The sequence below is a fragment of the Pseudomonas palmensis genome, from assembly GCF_017848315.1.
GTDB classification, from domain to species: Bacteria; Pseudomonadota; Gammaproteobacteria; order Pseudomonadales; family Pseudomonadaceae; genus Aquipseudomonas; species Aquipseudomonas palmensis.
On record NZ_JAFKEC010000006.1, the window covers coordinates 15,388 to 35,504 of the forward strand.

The window sequence follows — 20,117 nt, forward strand, 5'->3', positions numbered from 1 at the left end:
CCCGGAGCCTGAGCGCATGCCCAAGCAACTTCTTCAACCACAGGGCGAGTTCCCCGTGGTCGGCCTGGGCCGTCGCCTGGCCGCAATGTTCTATGACTTCCTGTTGTGCACCGCCCTGCTGATGGTGACCACGCTGGTGTACAAGATGGTGCAGATGGCGATCATCGGCGAGACGCGCATGCGCGCCCTGACCGAGGCGGGGGCGCTGGATGGCGATCCATTGCTGTCGACCGTTCTGCTGTTCATGCTGTTCGGCTTCTTCGCCAAGTTCTGGACCCACGGCGGCCAGACCCTTGGCATGCAGGTATGGGGCATCCGCGTGCAGAATGCCGACGGCAGTGCCATCAGCCTGTGGCAGGCACTGCTGCGCTTTGTGGTGTCGATTGCGTCGTGGCTGTGCCTGGGCCTGGGGTTTCTGTGGTCGCTGGTGGACAAGAAAAAACGCGCCTGGCATGACATGTACTCGGAAACCCAGCTGGTGCGGATTCCCAAGCGCAAGAAGTAGAACCGCAGCGCCCCGTTCGCCGGCACCGGCAACCAATGAAAAAGCCGACCCTGAGGTCGGCTTTTTGTTGGCCAGGGTAATCGCTACCCCGCCCTGCGTAGCAACCACACCCCCGCCAGCGCACAGATTGCCGCCGGGATCACCACCGCCAGCAGCGGCGGGAAGCCGAACACCTGGCTCGAAGGGCCCAGCAGGTCCTGGGCGATGCGGAACACGAAGCCCACCAGCACCCCGGTGAACACCCGCTGGCCCAGCGTCACCGAACGCAGCGGGCCGAAGATGAACGACACCGCCATCAGTACCAGCGCCGCCGTGACCACCGGTTGCAGCACCTTGGTCCAGAACGCCAGCCAGTAGCGCGCGTTGTTCAGGCCCTGGTCGGAGAGGTAGTGAATGTAGTCCCACAGCCCGCTGATCGACAGCGACTCGGGCGCCAGTACCACGGTGCTGAGCAGCTCGGGGGTCAGGGCGACGTCCCAGCGCTCCTCGGCATTGTGGATGACTTCGGTATGGTCCCCACGGAAGTGCGTGGTAGTCACGTCGGTCAATTCCCAGTGGCCCTGGGTGTATTGCGCCCTGCGCGCAAAGCTGGAGGTCTGCATGTGACGCTCGTTGTCGAAGCGATAACGCGTCACGCCCAGCAACAGCCCATTGGGCTGCACGGTGTTGATGTGCACGAACTCTTCGCCCTGACGGTGCCACAGGCCGCGCTTGGAGCTTTGCGCCTCACCGCCACCCTGCGCCAGCGAACGGTCGGCCTGGGCCTTGTTCTCGGTCACGGGTGCCAGGTACTCGCCCATCAGCACGCCGATCAGCATCAGTACCAGCATCGGCTTCATGACCGCCCACACGATGCGCCCGATGGACACGCCGGCAGCGCGCATGATGGTCAGTTCGCTGCTGCTGGCCAGGCTGCCCAGGCCGATCAGGCAGCCGATCAGCGCGGCCATCGGCAGCATGTCGTACAGGCGCCGTGGCGCGGTCAGCAGCACGTAGTTGCCCGCGTCCCACAAGGTGTAGGTATCGCTGATGTCGCCCATCTCGTCGATGAAGGCGAACAGCGACGCCAGGCCGAGGATGATCCCCAGCACGGCGAGGATGGCCATGAACACGCTCTGGCCGATGTAGCGATCGAGTTTAGCCACGGGCCACCTCCGCACGACGGCTGGCGCGCTTGAGGCGCAGCGGTTCCCAGAACATCAGGCCCAGGCCGATCAGCAGAAACAGCCCATGCACCGGCCACAGGCCCAGGCCGATCGGCAACTTGCCTTTCTCCAGGGCGCCGCGGGCGGCAATCAGAATCGTCAGGTAAGCCATATACAGAAGGATCGCCGGCAGCAGCTTGAGGAAACGGCCCTGGCGCGGGTTGACCCGCGACAGCGGCACCGCCATCAGGGTCACGATGAACACCAGCAGCGGCAGCGACAGGCGCCACTGCAGTTCGGCACGCTCGCGCAGCCCGGTACTGCCGATCAGTTCGGACGTCGGAATGGCCTCGCGCTCGGTGACTTCCTGGCTGACCTCCGGCTTGGGCAGCAGCACACCGTAGGTGTCGTACTTGATGGCGCGGTAATCGGCCTGGCCCGGGTTGCCGTCGTAGCGGTAGCCGTTTTCAAGGATCAGGTAGCGGTTGCCGTCGGCCTGCACTTCCTGACGGCCCTTTTCGGCCACCAGCACGGAGATGCCACGGTCCTTGCTCTTGTCCTGGGACAGGCGTTTCTCCGAAATGAACACGCCGGCCAGCTTTGAACGGTCATCCGACAGTTGCTCGGTGTAGGTGACCCGCGAACCGTCGCGCAGGTTCTGGAAGCGGCCCGGCACCAGGGTGTCGAACTCGGTCAGCGCATCCTGCTGGTTGATGATCTGCGATACCTGGGTCACGCCCTGGGGCGCCAGGCTCAGGCTCAGCCAGGCTACCAGCACCGCGATCAGTGCAGCCGGCATCAGGGTCATGCCCAGCAGGCGCTGCTGGCTCATGCCGGTTGCCGAGAGCACGGTCATCTCGCTTTCCAGGTACAGCCGGCCGTAGGCCAGCAGGATGCCCAGAAACAGGCCCAGCGGCAGGATCAGTTGCAGAAAGCCCGGCAGGCGGTAGCCCATGATCAGGAACAGTACGCCCGGATCGAGCATGCCCTGGGCCGCCTGGGCCAGGTATTTGATGAAGCGCCCGCTCATGATGATGACCAGCAGCACAGCGCTGACGGCACTCAAGGTCACCAGGACCTCGCGGGACAGATAACGGAAGACGATCAAACCAGACACTCCTGGGTTGTCAGGCTCGGACAGCCGAACAAGGGAAAACGTTGCAACCAAGATAGTCGCCCGCCCGCCAAAGGCGAACCCGGACAAAAGTGCGCGCATTATCCTGTGAATGGCCGTGCCTGTCACTTGGCGCCGTGCAAAGCTTCATCTCGGGGTTGTCAGCGCGCCCGCCGCAGGCTCAAACTGGGCGCTTTCTGACTGGCCCGCCACGGCGCGCCAGGCCGCTTCGAGCGCCTGCACCGCCAGCGCGCACTGACAGTTCATTCGGGGACCCTGACATGGAATTGGTTGTAAAAAGCGTAGCCGCAGCATCCTTGAAAACCGCCACCCTGGTACTGAGCGTGGGTGAAGGCCGCACACTGGGCGCTACCGCCAAGGCCGTGGACGACGCCAGCAACGGCGCCCTGAGCGCAGTGCTCAAGCGCGGCGACCTGGCCGGCAAGGTCGGCCAGACCCTGCTGCTGCAAGGCCTGGCCGGGGTCAAGGCCGAGCGCGTGTTGCTGGTGGGGACCGGCAAGGACGCCCTTGCCGACCGCGCCTGGCGCAAGCTGGCGGGCAGCGTGCTAAACGTGCTCAAGGGCCTGGCTGGCAGCGATGCGGTGCTGGCACTGGACGACGTTGCCGTGACCGGCCGCGATGCCAACTACGGCAAGGTACGCCTGCTGGCCGAGAGCCTGCTCGATGGTCAATATGTATTCGATCATTACAAGAGCAAGAAGGCCGAGCCGATCGCCCTGAAGAAGATCACCCTGCTCAGCGACAAGGCCGGCCTGGCCGAGGTGGAGCGCGCCGTCAAGCACGCCACCGCGATCGCCAACGGCATGGGCTTCACCCGCGACCTGGGCAACCTGCCGCCGAACATCTGCCACCCAAGCTACCTGGCCGAACAGGCCAAGGCGCTGGGCAAGGAGTTCAAGGGCCTCAAGGTCGAGGTGCTGGACGAGAAGAAGATCAAGGACCTGGGCATGGGCGCGTTCTACGCCGTGGGCCAGGGCAGCGATCAGCCGCCACGCCTGATCGTGCTCAGCTACCAGGGCGCCGCCAAGAAGAGCGAGAAGCCTTACGTACTGGTGGGCAAGGGCATCACCTTCGACACCGGCGGCATCAGCCTCAAGCCCGGTGCCGGCATGGATGAAATGAAGTACGACATGGGCGGTGCAGCCAGCGTGTTCGGCACCCTGCGTGCCGTGCTCGAACTCAAGCTGCCGATCAACCTGGTGTGTGTACTGGCCTGTGCCGAGAACATGCCCAGCGGTGGCGCCAGCCGTCCGGGCGACATCGTCACCACCATGAGCGGGCAGACCGTCGAAATCCTCAACACCGACGCCGAAGGCCGCCTGGTGCTGTGCGACGCACTGACCTACGTGGAGCGCTTCAAGCCGCAGGCAGTGATCGACATCGCCACCCTGACCGGCGCCTGCATCGTCGCCCTGGGCAGCCATACCTCGGGCCTGATGGGCAACGACGACGAACTGATCGGCCAACTGCTGGACGCCGGCAAGCGTGCCGACGACCGCGCCTGGCAACTGCCGCTGTTCGACGAATACCAGGAGCAGCTCGACAGCCCGTTCGCCGACATCGCCAACATCGGCGGCCCGAAGGCGGGCAGCATTACCGCCGGCTGCTTCCTGTCGCGCTTTGCCAAGGCCTACCACTGGGCCCACCTGGACATCGCCGGCACGGCCTGGACCAGTGGCGGCAAGGACAAGGGCGCCACTGGCCGCCCGGTACCGCTGCTGACCCAATACCTGCTCGACCGCGCCAACGCCTGAGGCGCCGTCCACCGGCCGCGCTGCAAGGCGTAGCCGGTGGGCCACCCCACCATGAGCAAAGTCGACTTCTATATCCTGCCCAGCCCCGCGCCTGCCGCGCGGCTGGATTTCGCCTGCAAGCTGTGCGAAAAGGCCTGGCGCCTTGGGCACCGCGTGTACCTCAACTGCAGCGATGCGGCCCAGCGCGACGAGCTGGATGCGCGGCTGTGGGCGTTCAAGGGCGAGGCCTTCGTGCCCCACAGCGCGCTCGAGGACGACCCGCACGGCGCGGTGGCGCTGGGGGTCGGTGACGACCCGGGCGATCATCAGGACCTGCTGGTCAATCTCGACCTGAAGGTACCCGGTTTTGCCGCACGCTTTGCCCGCATTGCCGAGATCGTGGTGGAGGAGCCGGCCATTCGTGCGGCGGCGCGGGAGAGTTTCCGTTTCTACCGTGAACAGGGCTATGCTCTGCAAGACCACCGTTTACAGCGACTCTGATGATGGACAAACCTGCCCCCATGCCAAAACCTGCGCATTTGCTGGACGATCTGGAGTCGATTCGCCAGTTGCTGGGTGACGATGCCCTGGAACCGCCACTGCTGACCGAGACCGTCGAGGAGCAGATACCGTTGCTGCTCGAGCCGGCCGAACCGGCAGCGCGGGCCCCGGTGGCTGCCGAGCCGGCTGCCGAGCCCGACCCGCAGGCGCGCCGCCAGGACACCCTGCTGCACCTGGACAGCGAACTGCGCGCGGCGGCGCAGTTGATCATGCAGGATGTGATCAAGGACTTTACCCCGCATATCGAGAACGAGATCAAGCGGCGCCTGGATGCCCGCCTGGAGCGGTTGTTGAACTCACGCTCGTAATCAAAAACGGGGGGCGAGCCTTTGGCTCGCTTCGCCGGCAAGGCCGGCTCCTAACGTGAAGAATTCCCCACAGTTTTTTGCCCCACTCCCGCACCTCACGCTACGCCCCGGCCCTTATCCCCGCTATACTTCTCGGCTTTCCTGAATAAATGCCATAGGGTCCCGCCGCGCATGGATAAGACCTACCAGCCGCACGCCATTGAAACTTCCTGGTACAACACCTGGGAGTCAGAGAATTATTTCGCCCCGCAAGGCGCGGGCGATTCGTACACCATCATGATCCCGCCGCCGAACGTGACCGGCAGCCTGCACATGGGTCACGGCTTCAACAACGCGATCATGGACGCCCTGATCCGTTTTCGCCGCATGCAGGGTCGCAACACCCTGTGGCAACCAGGCACCGACCACGCCGGCATCGCCACGCAGATGCTGGTGGAGCGTCAACTGGAGGCCAAGGGCCAGAACCGTCACGACCTGGGCCGCGACAAATTCCTCGAGAAAGTCTGGGAATGGAAGGATCAGTCCGGTGGCAACATCAGCCGCCAGATCCGCCGCCTGGGCTCGTCGGTAGACTGGAGCCGCGAGCGCTTCACCATGGACGACGGCCTGTCCGAAGCGGTCAAGGAAGCCTTCGTGCGCCTGCATGAAGACGGCCTGATCTACCGCGGCAAGCGCCTGGTCAACTGGGACACCAAGCTGCACACGGCAATCTCCGACCTCGAAGTGGAAAGCCACGACGAGAAAGGCCATCTGTGGAACCTGCGCTACCCGCTGGCCGACGGTGCCACCACGGCCGACGGCAAGGACCACCTGGTGGTCGCCACCACCCGTCCGGAAACCCTGCTCGGCGACGCCGCCGTGGCCGTCAACCCGAACGACGAGCGCTACCAGGCGCTGATCGGCAAGTTCGTCAAGCTGCCGCTGGTCGGTCGCCTGATCCCAATCATCGCCGATGACTACTGCGACCCCGAATTCGGCACCGGCTGCGTGAAGATCACCCCGGCCCACGACTTCAACGACTACGAAGTCGGCAAGCGCCACAACCTGCCGCTGCTCAACATCTTCGACAAGAACGCTGCGGTGCTGCCGGCAGCCCAGGTGTTCAACCTCGACGGCAGCCTGAACGAAAGCCTGGACGCCAGCCTGCCTGCCGCCTACGCCGGCCTCGACCGCTTCGTGGCGCGCAAGCAGATCGTTGCCGACCTGGATGCCGCAGGCCTGCTGGTCAGCGTCGACGACCACGCCTTGAAAGTGCCCAAGGGCGACCGCTCCGGCACCATCATCGAGCCATGGCTGACCGACCAGTGGTACGTGTCGACCAAGCCGCTGGCCGAGCCTGCGATCGCCGCTGTCGAAGACGGCCGCATCCAGTTCGTGCCCAAGCAGTACGAGAACATGTACTTCTCCTGGATGCGCGACATCCAGGACTGGTGCATCAGCCGCCAGCTGTGGTGGGGCCACCGCATTCCGGCCTGGTACGACGTGTCGGGCAAGGTCTATGTGGGGCGCAGCGAAGAAGAAGTGCGCGCCAAGCACCGGCTGGGCGACGACGTGGTCCTGAACCAGGACAACGACGTGCTCGACACCTGGTTCAGCTCGGGCCTGTGGACCTTCTCCACCCTGGGCTGGCCGCAGCAGACCGAATTCCTCAAGACCTTCCACTCCACCGACGTGCTGGTGACCGGTTTCGACATCATCTTCTTCTGGGTTGCCCGGATGATCATGTTGACCATGCATCTGGTGAAGAACGAGGACGGTACCCCGCAAGTGCCGTTCAAGACCGTGTACGTGCATGGTCTGGTTCGTGATGGCCAGGGCCAGAAGATGTCCAAGTCCAAGGGCAACGTGCTCGACCCGCTGGACATCGTCGACGGCATCACCCTGGACGCGCTGCTGGAGAAACGCACCAGCGGCCTGATGCAGCCCAAGCTGGCCGACAAGATCGCCAAGCAGACCAAGGCCGAGTTCCCCGAAGGCATCGCCAGCTACGGCACCGATGCCCTGCGCTTCACCTTCTGCTCGCTGGCGTCCACCGGTCGCGACATCAAGTTCGACATGGGCCGCGTCGAAGGCTATCGCAACTTCTGCAACAAGATCTGGAACGCCGCGCGCTACGTGCTGGACAAGGGCGAGGACTGCGGCCAGAACGGCGAGGCCTACGAGCTGTCGCTGGCCGACCGCTGGATCATCTCGCAGCTGCAGCGCACCGAAGCCGAAGTGACCCGCCAGCTGGACCAGTTCCGCTTCGACCTGGCCGCCCAGGCGCTGTACGAGTTCATCTGGAACCAGTACTGCGACTGGTACCTGGAGCTGTCCAAGCCGGTACTGTGGGACGAGAACGCACCGGTCGAACGCCAGCGCGGCACCCGTCGCACCCTGGTCCGCGTGCTGGAAGTGGCGCTGCGCCTGGCGCATCCGTTCATGCCGTTCATCACCGAGGAAATCTGGCAGCGCCTGGCGCCGCTGGCCGGTATCGAAGGCAAGACCATCATGCTGCAGCCGTGGCCGGTGGCCAACGAAAGCCGCATCGATGAAGCGGCCGAAGGCGATATCGAGTGGCTCAAGGAACTGATGCTGGGCGTGCGCAACATCCGTGGCGAAATGAACATCGGCCCGGGCAAGCCATTGCAGCTGTTCCTCAAGAACGCCAGTGCCGAAGACGTGCGTCGCCTGCAGGAAAACGAAGCACTGCTCAAGAAGCTGGCCAAGATCGAATCCTTCACCGTGCTGGGCGAGCAGGACGAGGCGCCACTGAGCGCCACCGCCCTGGTCGGTGACCTGCAGGTGCTGGTGCCGATGGCCGGGCTGATCGACAAGGATGCCGAGCTGGCGCGTCTGAACAAGGAAATCCAGCGCCTGCAAGGCGAAGTGCAGCGGGTGGGCGGCAAGCTGTCCAACCCGGCGTTCGTCGACAAGGCGCCGCCTGCGGTGATCGACAAGGAGCGCGCCAAGCTGGCCGAGGCCGAACAGGCCCTGGCCAACTTCACCGAGCAGCATGCGCGGATTGCCGCCTTGTAATACTCACTGACTGTAGGAGCCGGCCTTGCCGGCGAAGCAGGCGACACTGCCCTGCTACCTGCACTGGCAAGGCTGCGCCTTGCATCGCCGGCAAGGCCGGCTCCTACAGGGGGCCCGTCTTGCCGGCGTTTTTTATGGGACTTTCATGACCACACCCAACAAACCCACCCTGCACCCGCGCAACCGCCACCAGGGTCGCTACGACTTCCCGCAACTGATCAAGAGCAGCCCCGAGCTGGGCCGCTTCATGATCACCAACCCCCACGGCAAGCCGAGCATCGATTTCGCCGACCCCGAGGCAGTGCGCGTGTTCAACCGCGCCCTGCTCAAGGCCCAGTACGGCATCCAGCACTGGGACATCCCGGCCGACTACCTGTGCCCGCCCATACCCGGCCGCGCCGACTACCTGCATGGCCTGGCCGACCTGCTGGCCACCGACAACGATGGCGAGATTCCGCGGGGTGCGATGATCCAGGCACTGGATGTGGGGGTCGGGGCCAACTGCATCTATCCGCTGCTGGGTCACGTCGACTACCGCTGGCGCTTCCTGGGCTCGGACATCGACCCGGTGGCCCTGGGCGCCGCCAAGGCCATCGTGCAGGCCAACGGCCTGGGCAAGGTCATCAGCCTGCGCCAGCAGGGCAATGCGCGGCAGATCCTCGCCGGCCTGCTCAAGAGCGACGAACGCTTCGACGTCACCCTGTGCAACCCGCCCTTCCACGCCTCGCGTGACGAAGCCACCCGTGGCAGCCAGCGCAAATGGCGGGCGCTGGGCAAGGCCGACCCCAAGCGCAAGCTGCCGGTACTGAACTTTGGCGGGCAGAACAACGAGCTGTGGTGCGAAGGCGGTGAAATCCGCTTTGTCAGCCAGCTGGTGAATGAAAGCGTGGCCCTGGGCCAGCAGGTGCTGTGGTTCAGCAGCCTGGTGTCGAAGGCATCGAACCTGCCGGGTATCGAGGCGGCCCTGAACAAGGCCGGCGCAGTAGAGCACCGCGTGCTGGAGATGGGCCAGGGGCAGAAGCAGAGCCGCCTGGTGGCCTGGACCTTCCAGACACCTCAGGCGCGCGCAGCGTGGCGCCAGCTGCGCTGGACGAAACCCGCCCCCTAGGGGCATGCGCAGCACTCACAAAAAAACCGCGCCTGGCTCGCACCGGACGCGGTTTTCAGAAGCTGTTTACAATTACTTGTTTACAGCGTCGGTCAGCACTTTGGCTGGAACGAACTTGACGACTTTCTTGGCAGCGATTTCGATGGCGGCGCCAGTCGAAGGGTTACGACCGGTACGGGCAGGACGCTCGGTGATCTTCAGCTTGCCGATACCCGGCAGGGTGATTTCGCTGCCATTTTCCAGTTGATCAGCAACGATCTGGCCCAGTTGCTCCAGAGCGTTACGCGCGGTGGTTTTCGGCGCGTCGATAGCTTCGGCGATATCGGCGATCAGTTGGTCTTTGGTCAATGCCATGGTGGTGTTCCTTCCCTATCAAATTCAGTTGGTTTGCAGAGTGCAGCGTCAGCCATCGGCCCAGACCCGCGAGTCTTCGGCGGTCCGGGGTATATCCATTGCCAATCGCGTATGTAGATACACAAAAATGCGTTTGGTTCGACGTGACATCAGCGGTCTGCCAGCAATGCGCCACACGCGGTGCGCAAGACCGGGCAAAACTACCACACGAAGCGATAAATATCCGCCTCCCACAGGCCAAATGTTCTGGTTTTTCGGGGGTTTGCAGCAAATTTCGCAAAAAATCGCACAAAAAATGAACAACCCTTGCGTCGACACACATCCATACCCTGCTCAAGCCCCCGGCTGGGTTACACTTGGCCGCTTTGCAGCGCCGTATGTCGCGCCCTATTTTCAGCCGAGAATCCCATGCCGATCCGTCATTGCATCGTCCACCTGATCGACAAGAAACCCGATGGCAGCCCTGCCGTGCTGCACGCACGCGACTCGGAACTGGCCGAGTCGACCGCCATCGAGAACCTGCTGGCCGACCTCAACGACAGCTACAACGCCAAACAGGGCAAAGCCTGGGGCCTGTTCCACGCCGAGTCCGGCGCCCATCCGTTCAGCGGCTGGCTGAAGGAATACCTGGATGAAGGCAAGACCTTCACCGCCTTCAGCCGCGTGGCCGTCGAGCACCTGCAGAAACTGATGGAAGAGTCGAACCTGTCCACCGGTGGCCACGTACTGTTCGCCCACTACCAGCAAGGCATGACCGACTACCTGGCCATTGCCCTGCTGCACCACAGCGAAGGCGTGGCGGTGAACGCCGACCTGGACGTGACCCCCTCGCGCCACCTGGACCTGGGCCAGCTGCACCTGGCTGCTCGCATCAACATCTCCGAGTGGCAGAACAACAAGCAGTCCAAGCAGTACATCTCGTTCATCAAGGGCAAGAACGGCAAGAAGGTCTCGGAGTACTTCCGCGACTTCATCGGCTGCCAGGAAGGCGTCGACGGCCCGGGAGAGACCCGCACCCTGCTCAAGGCCTTCAGCGACTTCGTCGAGAGCGAGGACCTGCCCGAGGAAGCCGCCCGCGAAAAGACCCAGACCCTGGTCGAGTACGCCACCAGCCAGACCAAGGCAGGCGAGCCGGTGACCCTGAGCGAGCTGTCGGAACTGATCGACGAGGACCGCCCACGGGCCTTCTATGACCATATCCGCAACAAGGACTACGGCCTGTCGCCGGAGATCCCGGCCGACAAGCGCACCCTGAACCAGTTCCGCCGCTTCACCGGCCGCGCCGAGGGCCTGTCGATCAGCTTCGAGGCACACCTGCTGGGCTCGAAGATCGAGTACGACGAAGAGGCCGGCACCCTGATCATCAAGGGCCTGCCCACCCAGCTCACCGATCAGCTCAAGCGTCGCAAGGACTGAGCCCCGTCCAGGAGGCCACCAGCGCCTCCTTGGCCGACTTGCGCAGCTTCTTCACCAGGCGTTCCTGGCGCAGCGCCTCGGCCTTGTCCGGCCAGGCTTCCACATACACCAGCGCCACTGCCGGGCTGGTGCTGAAGTAACGCGCACCGCGGCCGCTCTGATGGGCATTGAAACGGCGCTCGGGGTTGTCGCTGATGCCGCAGTACAACGAACCGTTGGCGGTGCGTACCAGATAGACATACCAGGGTTTGCGAGAGGTGGGGGTTTCGGTCACGGGCATCTGCGTACAGGGGTGAAGGCGACAGCTTACCCCGTCAACGCCCGGCCTGAAATGCGCGCAGGCCTTTTGCCGCCTGTTGGCGAATCTTGCCCTGTACCAGCGGTGTCCAGCCCAGCAGCAGGCCCTTGGTACCCAGCGCCTGGCGGGCCCAGCGCCACAGGTCGAAATGATCGTGATGCTCGACGATCAGCCCGTCGCGGATCACGAAACGTGCCAGGATGTCGTTGACCACCACGCGACCGGTCTGGCTGAACAGGTAGGTGGCCACCCAGTGCGCAGTGGCGCTGCGCTCGTCGGCGCGCACGCTGTCGAAGGTCAGGGAGAAATCCTTGGCGCGACTGGCGAGCATGCGCCACATGTCGGCGGCGTCCTTGCCTCGCAAGGTACCGAAGGCCGGGTCGCTGAACACCACCTCGGGGCTGTAGCAGGCGACCATGGCCTCGGCGTCGAGGCGCTGGAAGGCCTGGTAGAAACGTGTGATCAGCGCGATGTTGGCGTCGCTCATGGGCGCGGTCCATTACAGGGGAACGGACGTGAACGATAGGCCGAGTGATGGCTGAAAGCTACGGGTATATACGGTGCGAATGATGTGCCCCATCGCGGGTCAGGCCCGCTCCCACAGGTGCAGTGCAGACCCGCGATGGCAGCCACGCCAAGTCAGACCCGTTCGCTGACCACACCCACCTGCAACGACCGCCCGGCCTTGAGCCCGAAACCGATCGCACCCACGCCCAGCACCGCGAAGATCCAGCCCACTGCGTCCCAGCCACCGGTCACGTCATGCACCAGGCCCACCGCGAACGGCCCCATCGAGGCCAGGGTATAGCCGATGCCTTGGGCCATGCTCGACAGGTTGGCCGCCACATGCGAGTCCTTCGACCGCAACACGATCAGGGTCAGCGCCAGGGCAAAGGTGCCGCCCTGCCCGATACCCAGTACCACCGCCCAGCCCCACAGCCCGCCTAACGGGGCATACAGGCAGCCGAACAGGCCGGCCAGGGTCAGCAGCATCACCAGCACGATGGCCAGGCGCTGGTCCTTGCCACGGGTGGCCAGCCACGGCGCGGTCAGGGCACTGGCCAGTTGCACGATGACCGAACCGGACAGCACCAGCCCGGCCTCGGTCGGGCTCAGGCCACGGCCGATCAGAATCGAGGGCAGCCAGCCGAACACGATGTACGCCAGCGACGACTGCAGGCCCATGTACAGGGTCACCTGCCAGGCCAGCGGATCGCGCAGCAGCCCCCTCACCCGATAAGCCACCGCATGCTTGCCATGCCCGTGGCGCGCCTGGGGCAGCCAGAACAGCGCCGCCACCACCGCCGGAATCAGCCAGACACCCAGGCCCAGCGCCCAGCTGTCGTCGAAGTGCTGGCTCAACGGCACGGTGGCGCCGGCCGCCAGGGCCGCGCCCAGGCACAGGGCCATGGTGTACACGCCGGTCAGGGCGCCGGCATGCTTGGGGAAGTCGCGCTTGACGATGCCCGGCAGCAGCACGCCAATCACGCCGATGCTGGCCCCGGCCAGGATGCTGCCGGCAAACAGCCCCACACTGCCCAGCGAGCTGCGCAGCAAGATGCCGCACGCCAGCGTGAGCAGAATGCCCAGCACCACCCGCTCGCTGCCGAAGCGACGCGCCAGGATCGGTGCCAGCGGCGCGAACAGGCCCAGGCACAGTACCGGCAGCGTGGTCAGCAGGCCGGCCTGCGAAGCACTCAGCCCCAGGCTGTCGGACACCTGCCCGAGCAACGGCGCCATGCTCGACAGCGCCGGGCGCAGGTTCAGTGCCACCAGTACCAGCCCCAGCAGCAACAGCCACGGGCGCTGCAGCACGGCGGGCGGTTGCAACTGGGCGTCGTCGGCTTCGGCGTCGATCAGGAGTTCTTCGAGCGGCGGGTTGGGTTTGGGCATGGCTGTCTCTGCGTCAGGCTTCATTGATAAGGGTTCTGCTCAGGGCCTTGGCCCGTTCCGGGTCGCGTTGCTCGACCGCCTGCAGGATGTCGCGGTGCAGGTCGAACACGCCCTGGCAACGCGATTCGCGCATGTTGTGGTGCACGGCGCACGCCACCACGGCGGAGAAGTAGCGGTACAGCTCGCTCAATGCCGGGTTGTGTGCGGCGTCCACCAGGCGCTGGTGAAACACCAGGTCGCAGGCCACGTAGCTGTCGAGGTCGTCGTGAAAGTGCTCGGCGCTGTGCTGCAGGGCTTCATGCAGCCCCTTGAGGTCGTCGTCGGTGCGGCGCAGCGCCGCCAGCCCGATGGCCTCGGCTTCGAGGATGTGCCGGGTTTCGCGGGCCTGCTCGAGGCTGCAACGCGACAGCACCTGCACGGTGGCCAGCGGGTCGACATTGGCGCGCAGGTAGGTACCGTCGCCCTGGCGCACTTCGACCAGGCCGCTGAAGGCGAGCACGCGCATCGCTTCACGCACGGTATTGCGACTGATGCCCAGTTCCAGGGCCAGTTCGGGCTCGGTGGGCAGGCGCTGGCCGACGGCCCAGGCGCCATCGGCGACGCGCTGGCGCAGTTGTTCGACGGCCTGCTCGACAAGGGAGCGTTTGATGAGTTGAGTCATTGACGTGCTTACATCCAATCATCGGACGAATCTGAGGGGCGGAGAATAGCCTGTCGGGCCACGTCGATGCAATCGCCAGCTAGGCCGGCTCCCGCAGGAGCCCGCCTAGCTGGCGAAAGACAAGGCGCGATCAGTTCAAGGCGTCGAGCAGCGCCTGGTTCTGCTCGGGCGTACCGATGCTGATACGCAGGAACTGCGCGATGCGCTGCTGCTTGAAGTGGCGCACGATCACGCCCTGCTCGCGCAACTTGGCCGCCAGCGCAGCGGCATCCTGCTCGGGGTGACGGGCAAAGATGAAGTTGGCCGCCGACGGCAGCACCTGGAAACCGCGGTCGGTCAACTGCGCCACCAACTGCTCCCGGCTGTCGATCACCTGACGGCAGGTCTGTTCGAAATACGCCTGGTCCTCGAACGCCGCCGCCGCGCCGACGATGGCCAGGCGATCCAGCGGATAGGAGTTGAAGCTGTTCTTGATGCGCTCCAGCGCCTCGATCAGGTCCGGGTGGCCGACCGCCAGCCCGACCCGCAGGCCGGCCAGGGAACGCGACTTGGACAAGGTCTGGGTCACCAGCAGGTTCGGGTAGCGGTCCACCAGGCTGATGGCGGTCTGGCCGCCGAAGTCGATGTAGGCTTCGTCGACCACCACCACCGAATCCGGGTTGGCCTGCAGCATCTGCTCGACTGCCTCCAGCGCCAGCAGGCAGCCAGTGGGTGCGTTCGGGTTGGGGAAGATGATGCCGCCGTTGGCGCGCTGGTAATCCTCGACACGAATCTGGAACTGCTCGTCCAGCGTTACCGCCTCATACGGGATGCCGTACAGGCCGCAGTACACCGGGTAGAAGCTGTAGCTGATGTCGGGGAACAGCAGCGGCGCATCGTGCTGGAACAGGCCGTGGAAAATGTGCGCGAGCACTTCGTCCGAACCGTTGCCCAGGAACACCTGGCTGGCCTGCACGCCGTAGTAGCTGGCCACCGCCTGCTTGAGCCGGTCGCCATTGGGGTCCGGGTACAGGCGCAGGTTGTCGTTGAGCTCGCCGCGCATGGCCTCCAGCGCCTTTGGCGAAGGGCCATAGGGGTTTTCGTTGGTGTTGAGCTTGACCAGCTTGCTCAGCTTGGGCTGCTCGCCCGGCACGTAAGGCACCAGGTCCTTGACGAAGGGGCTCCAGAATTTGCTCATGCTCAGTTGCCCTCTTTATCGACAGGGGTGTGATCGCCAAGGATGCGGTATTCGGCGCTGCGTGCGTGCGCGCTCAGGGATTCGCCACGGGCAAGCACCGACGCGGTGCGACCCAGGTCCGAAGCGCCCTGCTCGGAACAGAAGATGATCGAGGAACGCTTCTGGAAGTCGTACACCCCCAGCGGCGAGGAGAACCGTGCGGTGCCGGAGGTAGGCAGCACGTGGTTGGGGCCAGCGCAGTAGTCGCCCAGCGCTTCGCTGGTGTGGCGGCCCATGAAGATCGCACCGGCATGGCGGATCTGCGGCAACCAGGCCTGCGGGTCGGCCACCGACAACTCCAGGTGCTCGGGGGCGATGCGGTTGGCCACCTCGATGGCCTGCTGCATGTCGCGCACGTGGATCAGTGCGCCACGGCCATTGATGGAGGTCTGGATGATCTCGGCGCGGTCCATGCCCGGCAGCAGCTTGTCGATGCTTGCGGCCACGCGGTCGAGGAACTCGGCATCGGGGCTGACCAGAATCGCCTGGGCGTCTTCGTCATGCTCGGCCTGGGAGAACAGGTCCATGGCGATCCAGTCCGGGTCGGTCTGGCCGTCGCACACCACAAGGATCTCCGACGGGCCGGCAATCATGTCGATGCCCACCTGGCCAAACACATGGCGCTTGGCGGTGGCCACGTAGATGTTGCCCGGGCCGACCACCTTGTCTACCTGCGGCACGCTCTCGGTGCCGTAGGCCAGTGCGGCAACCGCCTGGGCGCCACCGATGGTGAACACCCGGTCGACCCCGGCGATGCACGCCGCAGCCAGCACCAGCTCGTTGATTTCACCACGCGGGGTGGGTACCACCATGACCACTTCGGACACCCCGGCAACCTTGGCCGGAATCGCGTTCATCAGTACCGACGAAGGGTACGACGCCTTGCCACCCGGTACGTACAGCCCGGCGCGGTCCAGCGGCGTGACCTTCTGGCCCAGCACGGTGCCGTCGGCCTCGGTGTAGGTCCAGGAGTCCTGCTTCTGCCTTTCGTGGTAGCTGCGCACCCGGCGGGCGGCGGTTTCCAGCGCCTCGCGCTGCGCCGGGGTGATGCGACTCAGGGCCAGCTCCAGGCGCTCGCGCCCCAGGATCAGGTCATCGATGGAGGTGGCCTGGACGCCGTCGAAACGCTGGGTGAATTCCACCAGCGCCGCGTCGCCGCGCTCGCGCACGGCCTTGATGATGTCCAGCACCCGCTGGTTGACCGCATCGTCAGACACGCTTTCCCAGCTCAGCAGATGATCCAGATGTCGGGCGAAATCCGGGTCAGCAGCGTTGAGTCGGCGAATTGCAGTGGACGTGGTCATGGCTAAGGCCTCGGTAAATGGCGGATGCTCAGGCGCCCTAAGCTACCAGTCCATCCGCGCGGGCACCCGAGAAAATTGGCTATGACGCGGATAGACGGGCGCGACAGCGAAGGTCGCGCGCAGAAGTCAGCCGCGGTGTCGCGATTCCACGGCCAGACGCAAGGCGTCGATCAGGCTCTGGATGCGTGCGTGCTGCATCTTCATCGAGGCCTTGTTGACCACCAGCCGGGAGCTGATGGTGGCGATCAGTTCCTGGGGTTCCAGGCCGTTGGCACGCAGGGTGTTGCCGGTGTCGACCACGTCGATGATCTTGTCGGCCAGGTTGATCAGCGGTGCCAGCTCCATCGAGCCGTACAGCTTGATGATGTCGACCTGACGGCCCTGCTCGGCGTAGTAGCGCTTGGCGACGTTGACGAACTTGGTGGCCACGCGCAGGCGCCCCTTGGGTTCGGCAGCGCCGATGGCACCGGCGGTCATCAGCTTGCATTGGGCAATCTGCAGGTCCAGCGGCTCGTACAGGCCCTGGCCGCCGTACTCCATCAGCACGTCCTTGCCGGCCACGCCCAGGTCGGCGGCGCCATGCTCGACGTAGGTCGGCACGTCGGTGGCACGCACGATCAGCAGGCGCACATCGTCCTGGGTGGTCGGGATGATCAGCTTGCGGCTTTTGTCCGGATTCTCGGTAGGCACGATGCCCGCCTCTGCCAGCAATGGCAGGGTGTCGTCGAGAATGCGGCCCTTGGACAGCGCGATGGTCAACATGGGAAACGTCAATCCTTAAGCGGCTTTAGCCGCCGGACCCGTGCAGGCGCCCGACGGCAATCGATTCTTGTGGCGCGTCCCTGCGCCGAGTGCAGGGCTAGCCCGGTACGCGACGGATCTTCGCGCCCAGCATCTGCAGTTTCTCTTCGATGCACTCGTAGCCACGGTCTATGTGGTAGATGCGATCGATCAGGGTGTCGCCCTCGGCGACCAGCGCCGAAATGACCAGGCTGGCCGAAGCCCGCAGGTCGGTGGCCATGACCGGAGCGCCCTTGAGGGTCTTGGTGCCGGTGACGATGGCGGTGTTGCCTTCGACCTGGATCTGCGCGCCCATGCGGTGCATCTCGTACACGTGCATGAAGCGGTTTTCGAAGATCGTCTCGATCACCGCGCCGGTGCCTTCGGCAATGGCGTTGAGGGAGATGAACTGCGCCTGCATGTCGGTAGGGAACGCCGGGTACGGGGCGGTGCGCAGGTTCACGGCTTTTGGCCGCTTGCCGTGCATGTCCAGCTCGATCCAGTCTTCACCGGTGGTGATTTCGGCACCGGCTTCCTTGAGCTTCTCCAGTACCGCCTCGAGGATGGTCGGATCGGTGTCCTTGACCTTGACGCGACCGCCGGTCACGGCAGCGGCCACCAGGTAGGTGCCGGTCTCGATACGGTCGGGCATCACGCGGTATACCGCCGACCCCAGGCGCTCGACGCCGTCGATGGTGATGGTGTCGGTACCGGCACCCTGCACCTTGGCGCCCATGGCGTTGAGGAAGTTGGCCAGGTCGACCACTTCCGGCTCGCGTGCGGCGTTCTGCAGCACGCTGCGGCCCTTGGCCAGGGCAGCGGCCATCATGATGTTCTCGGTACCGGTCACGCTGACGGTGTCGAAGAAGAAGTGCGCACCGCGCAGGCCGCCTTCAGGCGCCTTGGCCTTGATGTAGCCGCCTTCGACTTCGATCTTCGCGCCCATCGCCTCGAGGCCGCGGATGTGCAGGTCGACCGGGCGCGAGCCAATGGCGCAACCGCCAGGCAGGGCCACTTCGGCCTCGCCGAAACGGGCGACCATCGGGCCCAGCACCAGGATCGAGGCGCGCATGGTCTTCACCAGCTCATACGGCGCGACCAGGGTCTTGATGGTGCGTGGGTCGATCTCCACCGCGAGCTTCTCGTCGATCACAGGCTCGATGCCCATGCGACCGAACAGCTCGATCATGGTGGTGATGTCGTGCAGGTGCGGCAGGTTGCCGACGGTGACCGGGCCGTCGCACAGCAGGGTGGCCGCCAGAATCGGCAGCGCTGCGTTCTTTGCGCCGGAAATGCGGATTTCGCCATCGAGACGAACGCCGCCAGTGATAATCAGTTTGTCCATTGGAATCTCGCCGCCAAGTTGGCTCAGGTGCGCTCAGCCCAGGCTGCGCTGCTGAAAAATTTCATGGTTACCGCATGGATGCTGCCATCGGTGATCCACGGGTTCAGGTGAGCATAGATCTGCTGCTGACGTTTGACCGGGCTCAGGGCCGCCAATTCGTCACTGATTACGTTCAGCTGGAAGTTGCAGCCTTCGCCTTCAACTTCGACCCGGGTTCCCGGCAACTTTTCTTCAAGGAAGTTCTTAACTTCTACGGCCTGCATGCTCAACCTCAATCGGCGCCCTGTGCGCGCGGGTCGGCCATCATACAAAAAAGCCCCTCGCCTGCGAACCCCGTAAACGAGGACTCTGACAGAGGGGCCCGTCGCGCACCCGTATTTATTGACCGGCCAGCAGCTCGCCGAGCCCGTACACCTGAGCGATTTCGTGCATGCCATGGGGCATGCCGCGCACCTCGATGGCCTTGCCCGCCGCCTGCCCGTCACGGGTGAAGGCCAGCAGCAGGGACAGACCCACGCTGCTGGAAAGCTCCACCGCCGAACAGTCCAGCACCAGCGAAGGCTCGCGACTGGCAGCAATCAGGGCCCTGCCCTGCTTGCGCAGCACCGGGCCGGTGCGGTAATCCAGCACACCGGACAGGCTCAGCACGCCGGGTGCGGCAAGGGTGACTGCCGCACTCATTGGGCCTGCTTCTCGGCCGCTTGCTCGGTGGTTTCCTTGGCCTTGGCCACTTCGCCGGCCCAGCCGTCGATGGTCTTGTCCAGGTCGTTGCCGTTGCGCTGCATGGCGTCGGCGAACTGGTCACGGAACAGCTTGCCGATGTTGATGCCGTTGACGATGACGTTACGCACCTTCCACTCGCCATTGAGCTTGGTCAGGGTGTAGGAAACCGGGTAGACGGCGCCGTTGTTGCCCTTGACCGTCATGTCGACGCTGGCACGGTCGTCGCCGTCCTTCTTCTCGGCGCCTACGGTGATGCCCTGGTTGTTGTATTCCAGCAGGGCGTTGCCATAGAACTGCATCAGGCTGCGCTTGAAGTTTTCCTGGAAGCGCTGCATCTGGGCCGGGGTAGCCTTGCGCGAGTACTTGACCGTCATGATGCTGCGGGAGATGCCATCGGCATCCACCACCGGTCCCAGGTTGGCGTTGAGCGCATCGTAGAACGCGCTGGGGTTGGCCTTGTACTGCTCCTTGTTCGCCTTGAGGTCGGACAGCAGTTGCGTGGTGGTGGTCTGGATCACTTCTTTGGGCGATTGCGTGGCCGCAACGGCCATCAACGGCAGGCTCGCCAGCAATACCAACAGGCCGCGTCGCAGGATGGAAATCATGGAAACTCC

The 20,117-nt window shown here is 64.6% G+C and carries 21 protein-coding genes; 7 read left to right on the forward strand and 14 right to left on the reverse strand.

The window, feature by feature from the left end; all coding sequences use genetic code 11:
• Positions 1–16 precede the first annotated feature (16 nt).
• Positions 17–505, forward strand: a complete 489-nt coding sequence (locus JZZ72_RS05495; RefSeq protein ID WP_043862432.1) for an RDD family protein — start codon at positions 17–19, stop codon at positions 503–505.
• 83 nt (positions 506–588) lie between these two features.
• On the opposite strand, the gene lptG is transcribed toward JZZ72_RS05495, so the two are convergent.
• Positions 589–1,650 carry an LPS export ABC transporter permease LptG gene (gene lptG, locus JZZ72_RS05500; RefSeq protein WP_043862433.1) on the reverse strand — a complete coding sequence of 354 codons (1,062 nt, stop codon included), beginning with the start codon at positions 1,648–1,650 and terminating at the stop codon, positions 589–591.
• Positions 1,643–2,758, reverse strand: a complete 1,116-nt coding sequence (gene lptF / locus JZZ72_RS05505; RefSeq protein WP_043862434.1) for an LPS export ABC transporter permease LptF — start codon at positions 2,756–2,758, stop codon at positions 1,643–1,645. The genes lptG and lptF overlap by 8 nt, the downstream gene beginning before the upstream one ends.
• Positions 2,759–3,045: 287 nt before the next feature.
• Here lptF and JZZ72_RS05510 point away from each other — a divergent pair, with 287 nt between their 5' ends.
• The 5 genes from JZZ72_RS05510 (at position 3,046) to rlmF (ending at position 9,513) form a co-directional block, all read left to right on the forward strand.
• Entirely contained in the window at positions 3,046–4,539 is a 1,494-nt protein-coding gene (locus JZZ72_RS05510) for a leucyl aminopeptidase (RefSeq protein ID WP_054916377.1), read from the forward strand.
• A 51-nt stretch (positions 4,540–4,590) separates the two neighbouring features.
• Positions 4,591–5,019, forward strand: coding sequence for a DNA polymerase III subunit chi (locus tag JZZ72_RS05515; RefSeq protein ID WP_043862523.1), 429 nt, complete (start codon positions 4,591–4,593; stop codon positions 5,017–5,019).
• Positions 5,020–5,021: 2 nt separating this feature from the next.
• Positions 5,022–5,387: a hypothetical protein gene (locus JZZ72_RS05520; RefSeq protein WP_043862436.1), complete on the forward strand. Its 366-nt coding sequence runs from the start codon at positions 5,022–5,024 to the stop codon at positions 5,385–5,387.
• A 171-nt stretch (positions 5,388–5,558) separates the two neighbouring features.
• Positions 5,559–8,405, forward strand: a complete 2,847-nt coding sequence (locus JZZ72_RS05525; protein WP_088514592.1) for a valine--tRNA ligase — start codon at positions 5,559–5,561, stop codon at positions 8,403–8,405.
• A gap of 145 nt (positions 8,406–8,550) precedes the next feature.
• On the forward strand, positions 8,551–9,513 hold the full coding sequence (gene rlmF / locus JZZ72_RS05530) for a 23S rRNA (adenine(1618)-N(6))-methyltransferase RlmF (RefSeq protein ID WP_210014153.1): 963 nt from the start codon (positions 8,551–8,553) through the stop codon (positions 9,511–9,513).
• 72 nt (positions 9,514–9,585) lie between these two features.
• Here rlmF and JZZ72_RS05535 read toward each other — a convergent pair whose 3' ends face one another.
• Complete coding sequence (locus tag JZZ72_RS05535; protein ID WP_009398256.1) at positions 9,586–9,867, reverse strand: HU family DNA-binding protein; 282 nt, start codon at positions 9,865–9,867, stop codon at positions 9,586–9,588.
• A 408-nt stretch (positions 9,868–10,275) separates the two neighbouring features.
• Between JZZ72_RS05535 and yejK the strand changes: the two genes are divergently transcribed.
• Positions 10,276–11,283, forward strand: a complete 1,008-nt coding sequence (gene yejK / locus JZZ72_RS05540) for a nucleoid-associated protein YejK (RefSeq protein ID WP_043862439.1) — start codon at positions 10,276–10,278, stop codon at positions 11,281–11,283.
• Here the strand turns inward: yejK and JZZ72_RS05545 are convergent.
• The 11 genes from JZZ72_RS05545 to JZZ72_RS05595 form a co-directional block, all read right to left on the reverse strand.
• On the reverse strand, positions 11,264–11,557 hold the full coding sequence (locus tag JZZ72_RS05545) for a GIY-YIG nuclease family protein (RefSeq protein WP_229589547.1): 294 nt from the start codon (positions 11,555–11,557) through the stop codon (positions 11,264–11,266). The genes yejK and JZZ72_RS05545 overlap by 20 nt on opposite strands.
• A 40-nt stretch (positions 11,558–11,597) precedes the next feature.
• Positions 11,598–12,068, reverse strand: coding sequence for a nuclear transport factor 2 family protein (locus JZZ72_RS05550; protein ID WP_210014154.1), 471 nt, complete (start codon positions 12,066–12,068; stop codon positions 11,598–11,600).
• A gap of 152 nt (positions 12,069–12,220) precedes the next feature.
• Positions 12,221–13,498, reverse strand: a complete 1,278-nt coding sequence (locus JZZ72_RS05555; protein WP_210014155.1) for a CynX/NimT family MFS transporter — start codon at positions 13,496–13,498, stop codon at positions 12,221–12,223.
• Positions 13,488–14,135, reverse strand: coding sequence for a FadR/GntR family transcriptional regulator (locus JZZ72_RS05560; RefSeq protein WP_043862443.1), 648 nt, complete (start codon positions 14,133–14,135; stop codon positions 13,488–13,490). The genes JZZ72_RS05555 and JZZ72_RS05560 overlap by 11 nt, the downstream gene beginning before the upstream one ends.
• 130 nt (positions 14,136–14,265) lie before the next feature.
• Positions 14,266–15,312 carry a histidinol-phosphate transaminase gene (gene hisC, locus JZZ72_RS05565; protein ID WP_078479974.1) on the reverse strand — a complete coding sequence of 349 codons (1,047 nt, stop codon included), beginning with the start codon at positions 15,310–15,312 and terminating at the stop codon, positions 14,266–14,268.
• Between the two features lie 2 nt (positions 15,313–15,314).
• Positions 15,315–16,655, reverse strand: a complete 1,341-nt coding sequence (gene hisD / locus JZZ72_RS05570; RefSeq protein WP_043862445.1) for a histidinol dehydrogenase — start codon at positions 16,653–16,655, stop codon at positions 15,315–15,317.
• A gap of 126 nt (positions 16,656–16,781) precedes the next feature.
• Entirely contained in the window at positions 16,782–17,417 is a 636-nt protein-coding gene (hisG, locus tag JZZ72_RS05575) for an ATP phosphoribosyltransferase (RefSeq protein WP_043862446.1), read from the reverse strand.
• Between the two features lie 97 nt (positions 17,418–17,514).
• Positions 17,515–18,780, reverse strand: a complete 1,266-nt coding sequence (gene murA, locus JZZ72_RS05580; RefSeq protein WP_043862447.1) for a UDP-N-acetylglucosamine 1-carboxyvinyltransferase — start codon at positions 18,778–18,780, stop codon at positions 17,515–17,517.
• A 23-nt stretch (positions 18,781–18,803) separates the two neighbouring features.
• Entirely contained in the window at positions 18,804–19,043 is a 240-nt protein-coding gene (locus JZZ72_RS05585; protein ID WP_010223373.1) for a BolA family protein, read from the reverse strand.
• Positions 19,044–19,158: 115 nt separating this feature from the next.
• Positions 19,159–19,461 (reverse strand): STAS domain-containing protein, encoded by a 303-nt coding sequence (locus JZZ72_RS05590; RefSeq protein WP_210014156.1) that lies wholly within the window; start codon positions 19,459–19,461, stop codon positions 19,159–19,161.
• Positions 19,458–20,108, reverse strand: a complete 651-nt coding sequence (locus JZZ72_RS05595; protein WP_043862449.1) for an MlaC/ttg2D family ABC transporter substrate-binding protein — start codon at positions 20,106–20,108, stop codon at positions 19,458–19,460. The genes JZZ72_RS05590 and JZZ72_RS05595 overlap by 4 nt, the downstream gene beginning before the upstream one ends.
• Between the last annotated feature and the right edge of the window lie 9 nt (positions 20,109–20,117).